General features: G+C 66.0%; 14 protein-coding genes and 1 pseudogene. 8 read left to right on the top strand and 7 right to left on the bottom strand.

Features of this window, described 5'->3' with window-relative positions:
• Positions 1–1048: tRNA (N(6)-L-threonylcarbamoyladenosine(37)-C(2))-methylthiotransferase MtaB (mtaB, locus tag ACQKJZ_RS13440; RefSeq protein ID WP_427731514.1), on the bottom strand; the 1048-nt coding region annotated here is incomplete at its 3' end.
• On the opposite strand from mtaB, the gene ACQKJZ_RS13435 reads away from it, so the two are divergent.
• A complete protein-coding gene (locus tag ACQKJZ_RS13435; RefSeq protein WP_427731513.1) occupies positions 1047–1622 on the top strand; it encodes a DUF924 family protein in 576 nt (191 codons plus the stop codon). The genes mtaB and ACQKJZ_RS13435 overlap by 2 nt on opposite strands.
• On the opposite strand, the gene ACQKJZ_RS13430 is transcribed toward ACQKJZ_RS13435, so the two are convergent.
• Positions 1597–3165, bottom strand: coding sequence for a putative bifunctional diguanylate cyclase/phosphodiesterase (locus ACQKJZ_RS13430; RefSeq protein WP_427731512.1), 1569 nt, complete (start codon positions 3163–3165; stop codon positions 1597–1599). The genes ACQKJZ_RS13435 and ACQKJZ_RS13430 overlap by 26 nt on opposite strands.
• A gap of 226 nt (positions 3166–3391) precedes the next feature.
• Between ACQKJZ_RS13430 and ffh the strand changes: the two genes are divergently transcribed.
• The 3 genes from ffh (at position 3392) to rimM (ending at position 6069) form a co-directional block, all read left to right on the top strand.
• Positions 3392–4912 (top strand): signal recognition particle protein, encoded by a 1521-nt coding sequence (ffh, locus tag ACQKJZ_RS13425; RefSeq protein ID WP_427731511.1) that lies wholly within the window; start codon positions 3392–3394, stop codon positions 4910–4912.
• 57 nt (positions 4913–4969) lie between these two features.
• Positions 4970–5356 (top strand): 30S ribosomal protein S16, encoded by a 387-nt coding sequence (gene rpsP / locus ACQKJZ_RS13420; RefSeq protein WP_322963358.1) that lies wholly within the window; start codon positions 4970–4972, stop codon positions 5354–5356.
• 152 nt (positions 5357–5508) lie between these two features.
• Positions 5509–6069: a ribosome maturation factor RimM gene (gene rimM / locus ACQKJZ_RS13415; RefSeq protein WP_427731510.1), complete on the top strand. Its 561-nt coding sequence runs from the start codon at positions 5509–5511 to the stop codon at positions 6067–6069.
• Here the strand turns inward: rimM and ACQKJZ_RS13410 are convergent.
• Positions 6059–6967: an NAD(P)/FAD-dependent oxidoreductase gene (locus tag ACQKJZ_RS13410; protein WP_427731509.1), complete on the bottom strand. Its 909-nt coding sequence runs from the start codon at positions 6965–6967 to the stop codon at positions 6059–6061. The two genes, rimM and ACQKJZ_RS13410, sit on opposite strands and share 11 nt — an antisense overlap.
• A gap of 86 nt (positions 6968–7053) precedes the next feature.
• Here ACQKJZ_RS13410 and ACQKJZ_RS13405 point away from each other — a divergent pair, with 86 nt between their 5' ends.
• The 4 genes and pseudogenes from ACQKJZ_RS13405 (at position 7054) to rplS (ending at position 8822) form a co-directional block, all read left to right on the top strand.
• The gene (locus tag ACQKJZ_RS13405; protein ID WP_427731508.1) at positions 7054–7326 is read left to right on the top strand and encodes an AbrB/MazE/SpoVT family DNA-binding domain-containing protein; all 273 of its coding nucleotides are present in this window, start codon (positions 7054–7056) and stop codon (positions 7324–7326) included.
• Positions 7319–7702, top strand: coding sequence for a type II toxin-antitoxin system VapC family toxin (locus ACQKJZ_RS13400; RefSeq protein WP_427731507.1), 384 nt, complete (start codon positions 7319–7321; stop codon positions 7700–7702). Before ACQKJZ_RS13405 ends, ACQKJZ_RS13400 begins: the two co-directional genes overlap by 8 nt.
• Positions 7699–8414: pseudogene (trmD, locus tag ACQKJZ_RS13395) on the top strand (tRNA (guanosine(37)-N1)-methyltransferase TrmD); the annotation flags it as partial. The gene ACQKJZ_RS13400 and the pseudogene trmD, both read left to right, overlap by 4 nt.
• A 15-nt stretch (positions 8415–8429) precedes the next feature.
• Positions 8430–8822 carry a 50S ribosomal protein L19 gene (rplS, locus tag ACQKJZ_RS13390; protein ID WP_312488658.1) on the top strand — a complete coding sequence of 131 codons (393 nt, stop codon included), beginning with the start codon at positions 8430–8432 and terminating at the stop codon, positions 8820–8822.
• Positions 8823–9043: 221 nt separating this feature from the next.
• Here rplS and ACQKJZ_RS13385 read toward each other — a convergent pair whose 3' ends face one another.
• The 4 genes from ACQKJZ_RS13385 to dnaG form a co-directional block, all read right to left on the bottom strand.
• Positions 9044–9685 (bottom strand): peptidylprolyl isomerase, encoded by a 642-nt coding sequence (locus tag ACQKJZ_RS13385; protein ID WP_312488659.1) that lies wholly within the window; start codon positions 9683–9685, stop codon positions 9044–9046.
• A 63-nt stretch (positions 9686–9748) separates the two neighbouring features.
• A complete protein-coding gene (locus ACQKJZ_RS13380) occupies positions 9749–10873 on the bottom strand; it encodes a hypothetical protein (protein WP_427731506.1) in 1125 nt (374 codons plus the stop codon).
• 162 nt (positions 10874–11035) lie between these two features.
• Positions 11036–13063 carry an RNA polymerase sigma factor RpoD gene (gene rpoD, locus ACQKJZ_RS13375; RefSeq protein ID WP_312488646.1) on the bottom strand — a complete coding sequence of 676 codons (2028 nt, stop codon included), beginning with the start codon at positions 13061–13063 and terminating at the stop codon, positions 11036–11038.
• Positions 13064–13205: 142 nt separating this feature from the next.
• Positions 13206–15053 (bottom strand): DNA primase, encoded by a 1848-nt coding sequence (dnaG, locus tag ACQKJZ_RS13370; RefSeq protein WP_427731505.1) that lies wholly within the window; start codon positions 15051–15053, stop codon positions 13206–13208.
• Between the last annotated feature and the right edge of the window lie 105 nt (positions 15054–15158).

The following is a 15158-nucleotide window of genomic DNA, read 5'->3' as shown; positions in this document are numbered from 1 at the left end:
TTTTTTTTTTTTTTTTTTTTTTTTTTTTTTTTTTTTTTTTTTTTTTTTTTTGCGGCATCCGCGCGGCAGGCGTGCCGTCGCGTGCCGAATAGGGGAAGATATGCGCGTGGACGATGTGGGCGTCGTCGATCAGCGCCAGCGTGTCCGCCGCCATCGCGTCATCCTCGGTCGGGAAGCCCGCGATCAGGTCGGCGCCGATCGCGATCCCGGGCCGCGCGGCCAACAAACGCTCGACGATCGCCACCGATTGGGCGCGGCTGTGGCGGCGCTTCATCCGCTTGAGGATCAGGTCGTTGCCCGCCTGAAGCGAGAGGTGGAGGTGCGGCATCACCCGCGCCTCGCCCGTCACCAGTTCGAACAGGCGGTCGTCGATCTCGATCGAGTCGAGCGAGGACAGGCGCAGCCGGGGTAGGGCGGGGACATGGGTCAGGATACGCTCGACCAACTGGCCCAGACTCGGCTGGCCGGGCAGGTCATGACCATAGCTGGTCAGGTCGACGCCGGTCAGCACCACTTCCCGGTGGCCCAGCTCGACCGCGCGGGTGATGCGATCGACCACCAGCCCGGCGGGCACCGAGCGGCTGGGGCCGCGCCCGGTCGGGATGATGCAGAAGGTGCAGGCGTGGTCGCAGCCATTCTGGACCTCGACAAAGGCGCGGGCGTGGCCGGCAAAGGCGCTGGCGAGATGCGGTGCGGTTTCCACCACGCGCGACAGGTCGGCGACCAGCATCGGCTCGGCCGAGGCCCAGCTTTCCGCGCGCAGCTTGTCGGCATTGCCCAGCACGCGCGCGACCTCGGGCATGGCGGCGAAGCTGCCCGGGTCGATCTGCGCGGCGCAGCCCGTGACCACGATCTGCGCATCGGGGCGCGCCTTGGCCGCGCGGCGGATCGCGGCGCGCGTCTGCTTGACCGCTTCGTTGGTCACCGCGCAGCTGTTGACGACGACCATGTCCGCCCGCCCCGCAGCCAGCGCGCGGATCGTTTCGCTTTCGGCGATGTTCAGGCGGCAACCCAAACTGATAATTTCGGGTCCAGGAAGGGACGACATGATCGCCGATCTAGGGATGGATGAACGACGTGTCCACGCGGAGGCGCAGGCGATACGCGACTTCTGGTTCGCGCTGCCGCCCGAAAAGCATTTCGCGAAGGACGATGCGCTGGACCGGGAGATCGCCGATCGGTTCGGCGCGCTGCGCGACCAGGTGCTGGCGACCGGGGCGATCGGCTGGCGCGGCGATCCCGATACGCTGTTGTCGGCGATCCTGCTGCTCGACCAGTTTTCGCGCAATCTGCATCGGGGGTCGGCGCAGGCCTATGCCGCCGATCCGCTGGCGCTGACGCTGTGCCTGTCCGCGATCGATGCGGGGTGGGAGGATCGCTACCCGCCCGAGCGGCTGGTGTTTGTCTACATGCCGCTGATGCATGCCGAGTCGCGCGCGATGCAGGACCTGAGCGTCGCCAAGTTCACCGAACTGGGGCGCGAGGACAATCTGGCCTTCGCGCGGGATCACCGCGACGTCATCCGGCGCTATGGCCGCTATCCCAGCCGCAACGCGGCGCTGGGCCGTGCGTCGACCGCTGCGGAGCGGGACTATCTCAGCCGGCCAGACGCGGGGTGGTAGGAACGGGCGACGGTGACGCGCTGCCCGCCAGCAGCCGCTTCTCGGCCAGGAACTGCCGCACCTGCGCCAAATCCATCAGCGGCCCGTAAAAAGGCCCCTGACCATGGGCGCAACCGATCACCCGCAACCGTTCCTGGGTCGCGGCATCGCGCAGCCCCTTGGCTGCGATCGGCAGGTTCAGAGTGTCGCCCAGCTGTACGATCGCAGTCACGATCTTGGTCAATTCGGGATCGGTCGTCATGCCGCCGATGAAATCCGGGTCGATCCGTACCCGGTCGAACGGCAGCGCGCGCAGGTGCGCCAAGCTGGAATAGCCGCTGCCGAATTCGTCCAGCGCCAGGCCGATCCCCTGGTTCTTCAGGCTGACGACGATCGACTGCGCCAGCGCCATGTTGGCGAACAGCGCGCTCTCGGTGATCCCCACCTCCAATCGGTGGGCGGGGAAACCACATTCGGTCAGCGTCTTGATGATCTTTTGCGCCAGCCAGGCGTCATGGAACTGCGCGGTGGTCAGCGGGAAGGACAGGGTGAGCGCGGGGGACCAGTCGCGCGCGGCCGCCATCGCCTGGCGCATCAGGGCAAGCGACACGTCGCCCGACAGACCCGACGCCTCGGCCACCGGCATGAACCGCTCCGCCGGCATCGCGCCGAGCGTGGCATGTTCCCAATGCGCCGACACCTCGAACCCGGTCAGCCGGGCGGTGCCGAGATCGATCTGGGGCGCGAAACGGGGCTGTATGTCGCCGTGCGCCAAGGCGGCGCGCAGATCGGCGATGATCATGTTGCGCTCGGCCATGGCGGTTTCCATTGCGGGATCGAACCACAGGGGGCGACCGTCGCCGCGCGCCTTCGCCGCGATCAGTGCGAGGTCGGCGCGGCGGATCAGCTGATCGATCGTGGCGCCGGCCCCCTCCACCTGCGCGATTGCGATGGCGGCGCGGGGTGCGAATTCCTGTTCGGCCAGGCGGATCGGCTGGGCGATGCGGATGGCGAGCCGCTCGGCCAGGCGATGAACGCGGTCGCGACCGCGCGGATCGATCGGCAGCAGGCAACCGAAGCAGTCACTCTCGAACCGCGCGACGATCGCCCCGGACGACGCCTCGGACCGCAGGGTCTTGGCGACATGCCGCAACAGCGCATCGCCGGCCTCATGTCCGAAGGACCCGGCGATGGCGCGGAACCGGTCGATGTCGAGCAGCAACAGCGCGACGCTGCGCTTGCGACCGATGGCGGCATCGATCATCGCTTGCCCGGCACGTTGGAAATGGGGGCGGTTGGCCAGTCCGGTCAGCGTATCGACATGATCCGGCGCCTGGGTGGCGCCACTCGGCCCCGCGGGCAGTCGCCAATAGAGCAGCGTCAGTGCGACGGCGGTCAGCGACAACAGGATCTGGGCGACGGATTCGAACCCCAACTCGATCAGCAGGATCGCGACGGCCACCATGAGCGCGCCCCCCGCCAACCCCAGCGCGGATATGCGCGCCGGTACGGACGCTGTGGCGGGGATGTCGGGCGGCCCGTGCATGATGCGAAGGGGTCGCATGTAAGCTATGTACAAGAGGTTAATATCGGGCTCCGCCGCCCTCGACTTGCGCCCGGCCGGGTTTTCCCATAAGAGCGGCCCCAAGTTCCGTTTCGGAATGTGAAAGTGAAGCGCCCAAGGGTGCACGCTGGCCGGCGAGGTTTCGCCCGCCGGCGCTTTTGCGTTTGGCGGTGCGACACGGGTTTTTGGGCCGGACTCTCCGGCTCGGGTTTGACGAGGTGAGGCGATGTTCGACAGCTTGAGCGATCGGCTTGGCGGCGTATTCGACCGCCTTCGCGGCCGTGGCGCGCTGACCGAGGCGGATGTCCGCACCGCGATGCGCGAAGTGCGCGTGGCGCTGCTGGAAGCCGACGTCGCGCTGCCCGTCGCGCGCGATTTCGTCGACACGGTCACCGAACAGGCGATCGGCCAGAACGTCCTGCGTTCGATCACGCCGGGCCAGCAGGTCGTCAAGATCGTCCATGACGCGCTGGTCGCGATGCTGGGCGCGGATGCCAGCGAGCTGCTGCTCGACGTCACGCCGCCCGCCGTCGTGATGATGGTCGGCCTTCAGGGCTCGGGCAAGACCACCACCACCGCCAAGATCGCCAAGCGGCTGTCGAGCGGGGCGATGGGTCGCGAGCGCAAGAAGGTGCTGATGGCGTCGCTCGACGTCAATCGCCCGGCCGCGCAGGAACAGCTGGCGACGCTCGGCACCCAGGTCGAGGTGTCGACCCTGCCGATCATCGCCGGACAGCAGCCGGTCGAGATCGCGCGTCGCGCGCTGCAGGCCGCCAAGCTGCAGGGCTATGACGTCCTGATGCTCGACACCGCCGGGCGCCTGCACGTCGACCAGGCGCTGATGGACGAGATGAAGGCGGTGGCGGAGATCGCCACGCCGCAGGAAATCCTGCTCGTCGTCGACTCGCTGACCGGTCAGGACGCGGTGAACGTCGCGACCAGCTTCTCCGAGCAGGTGCCGCTGACCGGCGTGGTGCTGACCCGTATGGACGGCGATGCGCGCGGTGGTGCGGCGCTGTCGATGCGGGCCGTCACCGGCAAGCCCATCAAGTTCGCCGGTGTCGGCGAAAAGATGGATGCGCTGGAAGCCTTCCACCCGGAGCGTGTCGCGGGCCGAATCCTCGGCATGGGCGACGTCGTCAGCCTCGTCGAGCGCGCCGCCGAGACGATCCAGCAGGAAGATGCCGAGCGCATGGCCATGAAAATGGCCAAGGGTCAGTTCGACCTGAACGACCTGCGCGGCCAGCTGGCCCAGATGCGCCGCATGGGCGGCCTGGGTGCGCTGGCGGGCATGATGCCGGGCATGAAGAAGGCGCAGAATGCGCTCAATGATGCCGGTGGCGACAAGATCCTGCTCCGCATGGACGCGATCATCACCTCGATGACCGTCAAGGAGCGCGCCAAGCCCGAGCTGGTCAACGCCAAGCGCAAGATCCGCATCGCCAAGGGGTCCGGCACCACGGTGCAGGACGTGAACAAGCTCCTGAAGATGCATCAGGAAATGTCCACGGCGATGAAGAAGATCAAGAAGATGGGCGGCATCAAGGGCATGATGTCGATGCTCGGCAAGGGCGGCCTCGGCGGCCTGGGCAATGCGCTGGGCGGTCCGCAGATGGGCGAAATGCTCAACAAGGCGGGCTCGAACGGTCTGCCTGGTGGCGGTCTCGGCGGCATGGGTGGCGGCAAGCTGCCCGACGGGATGCCCAAGCTGCCCCCCGGCTTCGAAAATCTTCTGAAGAAGAAATAACCCCCGCGCCGGACGGAATTGCCGGTAATTTGAACTTTTTACTCCAAGGACTGAAATATGGCTCTCAGCATTCGTCTGTCGCGTGGTGGCTCGAAGAAGCGCCCTTACTACCGCATCGTGGTGGCTGACGCCCGTGCGCCGCGCGACGGCAAGTTCATCGAGAAGATCGGCAACTACAACCCGCTCCTCGCCAAGGACAACGAGCAGCGCGTGCAGCTCGACGCCGAGCGCGCGAAGCACTGGCTGGCCAATGGCGCGCAGCCGACCGACCGCGTCGCCCGCTTCCTGGACGCCGCCGGTGTTCGTGAGCGCGCCGCGCGCAACAACCCGAACAAGGCGAAGCCCGGCGAAAAGGCCACCGAGCGCGCCGAAGAGCGTGCCGAGAAGCTGAAGGCCGCGCAGGAAGCCGCCAACGCTCCGGCCGAAGAAACCGCCGAGGCCTAATGGCTTTCGGCTTTGCGCTGCCTCGGTCGATCGCGATCGGGGCAGTGCAAGGCACCGGATACGGGGTCATGCGTTTCCGCAAGCCAATGGCTTAGGAGATACGCGCATGACCCCGCCGACCGAACCCGATCCCCGGACCGCCCCCGACGACCATGACGACGCGACCAACCAAGGCGTCTCCGCGCCAGACCCCGCCGAAGGCGGAAACGACGCCCCCGACGGGGACGGCGGCTCGCCCAACGGGTGAACCGCGCGTCACGCTGGCGGTGATCGTCGGCGCGCACGGCATTACGGGCGAGGTTCGGCTGAAGGTCTTTGCCGACGATCTGTCGGACTATCGCTCGTTCAATGACGGTGCGCTGACGATGAAGTCGACGCGCGAGGGTTCGAACGGCGTCATTGCGCGCTTCGCCGAAGTCACCGACCGCAATGCCGCCGAGGCGCTGCGCGGGACCGAACTGACGGTAGCGCGCTCTGCTCTGCCTCCATTGGAGGAGGGCGAATATTATCATGCCGATATTATCGGCCTGTCCGCGGTCGCCAGCGACGGCGAGGAACTGGGCCATGTCGCGCTGATCGAGAATTTCGGTGCAGGCGACGTGCTAGAAATCGAGCGTCCCGATGGCCGCCGCTTCATGGTGCCGATGAACGCGCAGGCCGTACCCGAATGGGATCAGGATCGCCTGATCGTGGAGCGCGCCTTCATCGCCTGATCGGGCGTTGCTCGTTCAACAGATTGCGGATCGTCGTCGCGGCGACGCCGGCCTCGCCCATGGCGTGGCTGATCTGGTCCAGCCCCTTCACCACATCTCCGGCGGCGAACAGCCCAGGAACCGAGGTTCGCTGGTGGTCGTCGACCTCCAGGCATCCGCTACGGTCCGCCTTTGCGCCCGCCGATACCGCCAGCTCCGACCGGATGCGTGACCCCATCGCCGGATAGACGCTGTCGAAGCGCAGCCGGCCGTTCGCCGTATCGAGCGCAATCTCATCCCCTTCGATCGCCCAGCCGCCACAGGGGCCGTCGATCCGCGCGACGCCTGCCTCATCCAGCGCCTTGGCGCATGCCGGTTCGAGGTCATGGGTCGCGTCGGGGGCGATCAGCGTCACGTCGCGCGTGAACCCTCGCAGGAACAGCGCCTCGCGCATGCCATGGTTGCTGGTGCCGATGACCCCGACGCGCTTGTCGGTGACTTCATAGCCGTCACAGACCGGGCAATAGCGGATAAGCCCGCGCTCCAGCGCCGGATCATGGACGTCGGGCAGGAGATGTTTGGGGCGGTGATTGACGACGCCCGTTGCCAGCAGGACGGTACGGGTCCGATATTCCGCGTCATCAGTGATGACGCGGAAATGATTCTCCTCGGGCCGGATCGCCGTGACCCGATGCGGCGTGCGGTGCGCACCGTAACGCCGGGCCTGATCATGCATCCGGGCCAGCAGCGCCTTGCCGCTGATCCCCTCAGGGAAGCCGGCATGATTGTGGGTACAGGGGATCATCGCCGCGCGGCTCGATCCGCTGTCGAACATGTGGATGCGCAGGTGATAGCGCGCGAGATAGATGGCCGCCGTCAATCCGGCGGGGCCCGCCCCGATGATGATGCAATCGTCCATGGCGGGGGCAAAGCGTCAGGCGGCGCAACGTTCCTTGGCGTGGCGTGCCGGATGATGTATATACGCGACGTATATACGGAGGCGATATGGGCAAGGACTATCAGGCGAAGGTCTTCCGCTCGGGCAACTCGCTTGCGCTGCGCCTGCCCGCCGCGCTGGGGCTGGCCGAGGGCACCGAGATGACGTTGCGCGAGGAGCAGGGCCGCTATGTGTTCGAGCCCGTCCAGGCGCCTCGCAAGACGATCGACCTGACCGGCATTGCGGGCTCGATGCCGTGGCTGAAGCCGATCGAGCGCGAAGACTTCGAGATGGAGCCTCGCGCGTTGGATTGGGACGGGAAGCTGATCGGCCGTGATTGAGCCGCGCTATCTGCTCGACTCCAATATCTGCATCTATGTCCTTCGCGATGCGGATGGTCGCGCGGCGCAGCGGCTTGCGACGTGCGAACCGGGCAGCGCCGTGGCTTCCGCGATAACCTATGCGGAGATCATGCGTGGGCTAGAGCACCACGGCGCTGAAGCCGTGGCGGCGTTCGACCGCTTTTTCGACAGGGTGTCGATATTGCCGTTCGACCAACGGGCAGCATCCGCTTATGCGGAGATTCCGTTCCGGCGAGGGCGCTTCGATCGTCTGATCGGTGCCCATGCTCTGGCCTCGGGCCTGACGCTGGTGACGAACAACGAAGCCGATTTCGCCGACATCCCCGGCCTGACCATCGAGAACTGGACGCTGTGACCTTCTGCGCGACGATATTGACGCTCTACCCGGAGATGTTCCCCGGACCCCTGGGCCATTCCCTGGCGGGGCGGGCGCTGCGTGAGGATCGCTGGGCGCTGGAGACAGTGCAGATCCGCGACTTCGCCACCGACAAGCATCGCTCGGTCGACGACACGCCTGCGGGTGGCGGGGCGGGCATGGTGTTGCGCGCCGACGTGCTGGCGGCAGCGGTGGATTCAGTCGCCGACGACCGACCCGTTCTGGCGATGACGCCGCGAGGGAAGCCGCTCACCCAGCCGCGCGTCCGCGAGCTGGCGGCGGGGCCGGGGGTCACCGTGCTCTGCGGCCGGTTCGAGGGGTTCGACGAGCGTCTGTTCGAGGCGCGCGGCATCGAACAGGTATCGATCGGCGACTATATCCTGTCGGGTGGCGAGATGGGGGCGCTGGTGCTGCTCGACGCTTGCGTTCGGCTGCTTCCCGGCGTAATGGGCGCGGCTTCCAGTGGAGTCGAGGAAAGCTTCGAAAGCGGCCTTCTCGAATATCCGCAATATACCCGTCCTGCGGAGTGGGAAGGGCGCACGATCCCTGAAGTGCTGCGATCGGGGGATCATGCGAAAATCGCAAAATGGCGTCATGCCAGGGCTTGCGAGGATACACGGTCAAGGCGGCCGGACCTTTGGGAACGTCATGAGGGCGTTCGGGTCGGTCGCCCTCTGGCGCGCGGCGACGATTGAGGAATGAAGTCATGAACGTGATCCAGCAGATCGAAGCTGAACAGATCGCCAAGTTCAACGAGACGAAGAAGATCCCCGAATTCCGCCCTGGCGACACGCTGAAGGTCGGTGTGAAGGTCGTCGAAGGCGAGCGCACCCGCGTCCAGTTCTATGAGGGCGTCTGCATCGCCCGCTCGAACAAGGGCATGGGCTCGTCGTTCACCGTCCGCAAGATCTCCTTCGGTGAGGGCGTGGAGCGCGTCTTCCCGCTCTACTCGCCGAACGTCGACTCGATCGATGTGGTTCGTCGCGGTGCCGTGCGTCGCGCGAAGCTCTATTATCTGCGTGGTCGCACCGGCAAGTCGGCGCGTATCGCCGAGCGCCGCGATCCGCGTCCGGCCAAGGGCACTGCCGCCGCCGAGTAATCGGCGCGGCGGACCGTCCGGCGGTTCGACAGGAAGGGGCGGTGGCACCAGGTGTCGCCGCCCTTTTTCTATTCCAACGCTCCGTTCAGCCTGAGCGAAGTCGAAGGCCAAGGGACGCCCTTCACCACGAGCGTTCGACTGGCGCGTGGATATGGTTGCGGCGTGGCCTTCGACTTCGCCCAGGCTGAACGGAGATTGGGAAACGGGGTGGGTAGGGGCGCTTAACCCCCGAAATTATACAGCCACATTTTCGGCTCGCCCGTCGGCTTGGGCTTGCCGTCGAGCCGTTTGGCCGAACTGATCGCGACGGGCTTCAGGATCATCTGTCCTTTCATCGCATCCAGGCCGCCACCTGACGGCTTGGCCAGAATTTTCTTCACCGTGTCCATCCCGGCCACCACGCGCCCGAAAGCGGCATAGCCGTCATAGCCCGGCCGTGCGTCCATGCCGGGGGTGGGCCCTACCGTAATGAAGAAATTGCCTCCTGCCGAGTTCGGCGACGCGCCGCGTGCCATGGAAATGGTGCCGTCGAGATGCTTGATCCCGGTCTTGGCGGTGGTTTCCAGCGGGAAGGGCGGCAGGATACGGCGCGCGTCGGTGCGGATGCCGCCCTGCACGAAGCCTTCCTTGGGATTCCGCTTGTCACGCGCCGCGCGGTAGAACACCGTGCCGTCGAACCGCCCGTCATCGACATAGGCGAGGAAGTTCTTCGTCGTCGCAGGCGCGCGGCGCGCATCGAGCGCGACGACGATCGGGCCTTCCGAGGTATTGAGTTGCACCCGGACATAGCCGGGGCGGGGGACGTTCTGGTTCGCCGGCGCAGCGGCGGTCAGCAGGGCGAGAAACGGCAACGCATACTTCATGCCGCGCAGCTTATCGCCCCGCGCGGCGAATGTCATTTTCGCAGATCGTTTCCGGCGCCCGGATCACCCGCTCCGCCAGCCGTTCAACGCCGGCACGAACGCCTCGGGCAGGGGCCGGAGCCGTTCGACGAGGATGGGCGCAAGGTCGGGATGGCGGCGGACCTGCTCCATGAACGCCGGCGCCACGCCGGGTATCTTCGCGTCCGGCTGTAGCTCCGTCAACGCTTCCCCGGCATAGGGCGTTGCCGTCAGCATCCCGGCATAGACGCGAGCCGTCGCGGCGACGTCCTGGCTGCACAGGGCCAGTTGCTTGCGCAGCTTCACCGTGGGGTCGATCTTGAAGCGCTTGTCCTGCGGCTCGACTGCGGGATCGAGCGGTATCGCGGCGGCCTTTGCTTCCGTGATGCGGCCCATTTTATGGAGCGCACAGGCGCGGACCCAGGCGAATTGCCGGTCGCTGCCCTTGATCCGGGCATTGCCGCTCAGGATGCCGCCGCCCGGCGCGTCGAAGGCGGCCTGTACCGCATCGATGGCGGCCAGCGCCTCCGCCGGCCGATCGCGTTCCAGCAACACCGCCGCACGGCTCGCCTCCAGATTGAGCTTGACCCGGTCCTTGCCTAGTGGCGGAATGGCGGCATCGAGGATTGCGAGCGCGGCGTCGAAGCGACCTTGTGCGTCCTCGGCCTTGGCAAGCCATTGCGACATCGATGCCCAATGGATCGACCACCATGGGCTGTCCTTCGGTTCGGCATCCCGGGCCGCCCGCATCAGGTCCACCGCTTCGGCAAAATGCCCGCCGGCCAACAGGGCATCGGCCAGCAGGAAGGTCGGACGCAAACGGGGACGGACCACTGAGGCGAGGCCGGTGTCCGCTTGCGCGGTACGGCCTTTGGCAAAGACCATGCGCGCGTCGGCGATCAGGCGGTCACGCAAACCCTCCAGCCCGGACCCCGCCCAGGACAGCAGTTGCGGCCAGGCATGGGCTAGACGCCGATCAGCGAGTGCCGCCAGCGCGTCGTCGATCGTTCGTAATTCGACCAGCTGTCGCGCCGCCGGCGGGCCGACCAGGATCGTAGCGTGCGTCGGGGAAACGGCGCGGAACGTTATGTCGGCGGCCACCATGGTTTCGGCCGTCTGGGGCGGGCCGGCTAAAACGGGCGCCATCGCCAGCGCGAGTGCGATCATCATGGTCGATCCCCCCATAGCCGTGCGGCCAAGCCCCGCCGCATGGCCCAAGGATCGCCCCCAGCGGCCACCAAGGCAAGGGCCTTCGCAGCCATGGTGGTCCCAAAATGCGGAAAGCCGCCGACCCCTCGGTCGACGGCTTTCCCAAGCGCGGAGAAACCGGCCTTATTGGTCGAGGAAGCTGCGCATCTTGCGGCTGCGGCTGGGGTGCTTCAGCTTGCGGAGCGCCTTGGCCTCGATCTGGCGGATGCGTTCACGGGTCACGCTGAACTGCTGGCCGACCTCTTCCAGCGTGTGATCGGTGTTCATGCCGATGCCGAAGCGCATACGCAGCACGCGCTCTTCGCGCGGGGTCAGGCTGGCCAGGACGCGGGTGACCGTTTCCTTCAAATTCGCCTGGATCGCCGCGTCCACCGGGATGACCGCGTTCTTGTCCTCGATGAAGTCGCCCAGATGGCTGTCTTCCTCGTCGCCGATCGGCGTTTCGAGGGAGATCGGCTCCTTGGCGATCTTCATCACCTTGCGCACCTTTTCCAGCGGCATGGAAAGGCGCTCGGCCATCTCCTCCGGGGTCGGCTCGCGGCCCTGCTCGTGCAGGAACTGGCGGCTGGTGCGGACCAGCTTGTTGATCGTCTCGATCATATGGACCGGGATGCGGATGGTCCGCGCCTGATCCGCGATCGAGCGGGTGATCGCCTGACGAATCCACCAGGTCGCATAGGTGCTGAACTTATAGCCGCGACGATATTCGAACTTATCGACCGCCTTCATCAGGCCGATATTGCCCTCCTGGATCAGGTCCAGGAATTGCAGGCCGCGATTGGTGTATTTCTTGGCGATGGAGATGACGAGGCGCAGGTTCGCCTCGACCATTTCCTTCTTGGCGATCCGCGCCTCGCGCTCGCCCTTCTGCACCATGTTCACGATGCGGCGGAATTCGGTCAGCGCCATGCCGGTCTGCTGCGAAATCTCGGCGATCTCGCTGCGGATACGGTCGACGGTCGCGGCTTCGTTGCTGGCGAAATTGCCCCACTTCTTGTCGAGCCCGCGCACGGTATCGAGCCAGTTCTCGTCCAGCTCATGGCCGAGGTAGCGGTCGAGGAAGTCCTTGCGGTTGACCTTGTGCCGCTCGGCCAGGCGCAGCATCTGGCCGCCCAGCGCGGTCAGGCGACGGTTATAGGCATAGAGCTGGTCGACCAGGAATTCGATCTTGGCGTTGTGGAACTGAACGCTCTCGACCTCGGCGGTCAGCTCTTCGCGCAGCTTGTGATATTTGCGCTCGTCTGCCGACGACAGCTCGCCGCCCAGCGCCATCGACTCCAGACGCTGCTGCTGGATCTTCGAGAACTTCTTGTAGATCGCGGTGATGTTGGCGAACTTCTCCAGCGCCTGCGGCTTGAGCGTTTCCTCCATCTGCGCGAGGCTGAGGGTGTTGTCCTCCTCCTCGTCCTCGGCGCGGGGCCCGCGACGCTCGCCGCCCTCGCCATCTTCGTCATCGACCGAGGGTTCCTCGGGCTCTTCCTCTTCCTTGAATTGGGGACCGGCGTTCTTGGCGCTGATCTCGCCATTGTCATCCTCGTCCTCCTCGCCCAGATTTTCCGGGCCGGCGTCCTTGGACAGCATGGCGTCGAGATCCAGGATCTCGCGCAGCTGCATCGTGCCTTCGTTCAGCGCGGTCGACCAGTCGATGATCGCGTTGAAGGTGATCGGGCTTTCGCACAGCCCCAGGATCATCGTGTCGCGACCCGCCTCGATCCGCTTGGCGATGGCGATCTCACCCTCACGGCTCAGCAGTTCGACTGCGCCCATCTCGCGCAGGTACATGCGGACCGGATCGTCGGTGCGATCGACGGTTTCCTTCTTCTTCGCCTCGGGCTGAGGGCCGCCATCGGATTCGCCGTCCGTGGTCTCGGCGTCGTCGGCCTCTTCCTCGGACTCGCCGTCCTCGCCCTGTTCCTCATTCTCGACGATATTGACGCCCATCTCGTTGAGGGCGGCCATGATATCCTCGAGCTGATCGGAGGACATCTGGTCCTGCGGCAGCGCTTCGTTCAGCTGGTCATAGGTAATGTAGCCGCGCTTCTTGGCGCGGGCGATCAACTTCTTGATCGACGCCTCGTTCAGGTCGATCAGCGGCGCATCGCCCGTTTCCGTGGTATCGGTCGTATCCGCCGCCATATTCGCCTTCGCCATCAAATGCCCTCAGGGTTCAATGCCCGGCCTCTTTCACGCACGCTGCCGGTTTGGCAAGCGGGTGAGGGGGCCATGCGTAATTTTCCAGTGTGGGCGTAGGTCGCCCAATATGCCCCGGATATGGGGCGGGAGAGGTGCTGTATCAAGCGGCCTCCCCGGCTTGCTTCTCCGCCAGATCGCGCGCCGCCTCCAGCCAGCGATAGAGCTCGTCGCGCGATTGGGCGTGCGCCGCGTGGCACCGCGTCTGCTCGGCGAAGCGATCCTCGGTCATGTCGGCCTGGAACGCCTGCACCGCGCGTTCGCGGTTCGCGCGCGTCTCGCTTTCCTCCAGCATGACCTCGATGATCTTTTCCAGGTCGCGCACCGCGATGGCCGGATCGCTGGCCTTGCTGAAGAAGCTGAACGCCAGGTCGCGGGTATAGTCGCGCGCGTCGATCGGGTGGACGTCGGTGGTCGCCATGATCTGTTCGATCAGGCTTTCGGCCTCGGCCGCGTCTTTCCGCGACAGATGCGGATCGTTGACCGCCGCGTCGAGCAGATGATGCCGCCAGTCGTTGAGATAGCGGTCGCCCATGTCCAACCGGCTGATCTCGTCCATGTACCGGCACAGGACATGCGGATAGCGCATCAGGCCCAGCAGCACCGCGCGCTTCAGGCTGTATTCGACACCGCGCCCGACATGGCGATTGGCCTCGGCCACCGCCTGGTGCACCGCCGCCGCATTGACCCGCCGGATGCCGAAGATGTCGAAATAGCGCGACATCATCGCGCGCTTATATTCGTAGGCCAGATCCTTGTGCGGGATCTGCTGCGCCAGTTCCTCCAGCCGCTGTTTCAGCGCGGCGCGGCCCTCGGGCGTGTCGGTCTGGGCCTGGGCGATCTCCGACTGCCAGAGCAGATCGCTGAGCGGCGTCGCGCGGGTGAGCACGTCCTCGAAACCCGCCGCGCCCTTTTCCTGGACCAGATCGTCGGGGTCCTGCCCCTGGGGCAGGGTGACGAAGGACAGGCTCTTGCCCGGCTGGAGCAGCGGCAACGCGCGGTGCGCGGCGCGGATCGCGGCCTTCTGACCCGCCGCATCGCCGTCGAAGCAGAGCGTCGGCACGTCGACCATCCGCCACAGCCGTTCCAGCTGATGCTCGGTCAGCGCGGTGCCGAGCGGCGCGACGGCTTCCTCGATCCCGGCCTGGGCGAGGGCGATCACGTCCATATAGCCCTCGACCACCAGCACGCGGCCGGATTTGCGCACCGCAGGCGCGGCACGGTCGAGATTGTAGAGGGTGCGCCCCTTGTCGAAGAGCGGCGTGTCGGGCGAGTTCAGGTACTTCGGCTCGCCGTCGCCGATGATCCGGCCGCCGAATGCGATCACCCGGCCGCGTGCGTCGCGGATCGGGATCATCAACCGGCCGCGGAACCGATCATACGGATCCTTGCCGTCGACCTTGATGAGCAGGCCGCACTCGATCAGCGCCGGGTCGCCATAACCTTCAAGCGCCGTCTTCAGCTTGCCCCGGGTGTCGGGCGCGAAGCCCAGGCCGAAGGCGCGCGCCGTCTCGGGCGTGACCCGGCGGCGGGTCAGCAACTCGCGCGCGTCGCCGCCCGACAGGCCGCCCAGCTGCTCGGAAAACCATGCGGCGGCATCGGTCATCGCGTCATGCAGGCCCTTGGCACGCTCCGCCTTCTGCGCGGCGCGGCGATCCTGGGCTGGCATGTCGAGCCCGGCGACCTGCGCCAGTTCCTTCACCGCGTCGATAAAGGGCAGACCGCGCTGGTCGGTCATCCAGCGAATGGCATCGCCATGCGCCGAACAGCCGAAGCAGTGGTAAAAGCCCTTGTCGTCGTTGACGTAGAAGCTGGGCGTCTTTTCGTTATGGAAGGGGCAGCAGCCCTTATATTCCCGGCCCGCCTTTTGCAGCTTCACCGTCTTGCCGATCAGCGCCGACAGACTGGTGCGAGCGCGAAGCTCGTCAAGGAATTGCGGGGTCAGGCTCATGGCGTCCTCGCGATTATAATGTGTAGCGGGGGATGGGGTTTTTGGCAAGGGTTGGGGGGGGGGGGCGGGCGCTCCCGAACGAAAAAGCTACTATATAAGGGTTTT

The organism is Sphingomonas sp. NPDC019816, assembly GCF_050274375.1.
Lineage (GTDB): Bacteria > Pseudomonadota > Alphaproteobacteria > Sphingomonadales > Sphingomonadaceae > Sphingomonas.
This window is presented reverse-complemented; position numbering and strand designations above follow the sequence as displayed.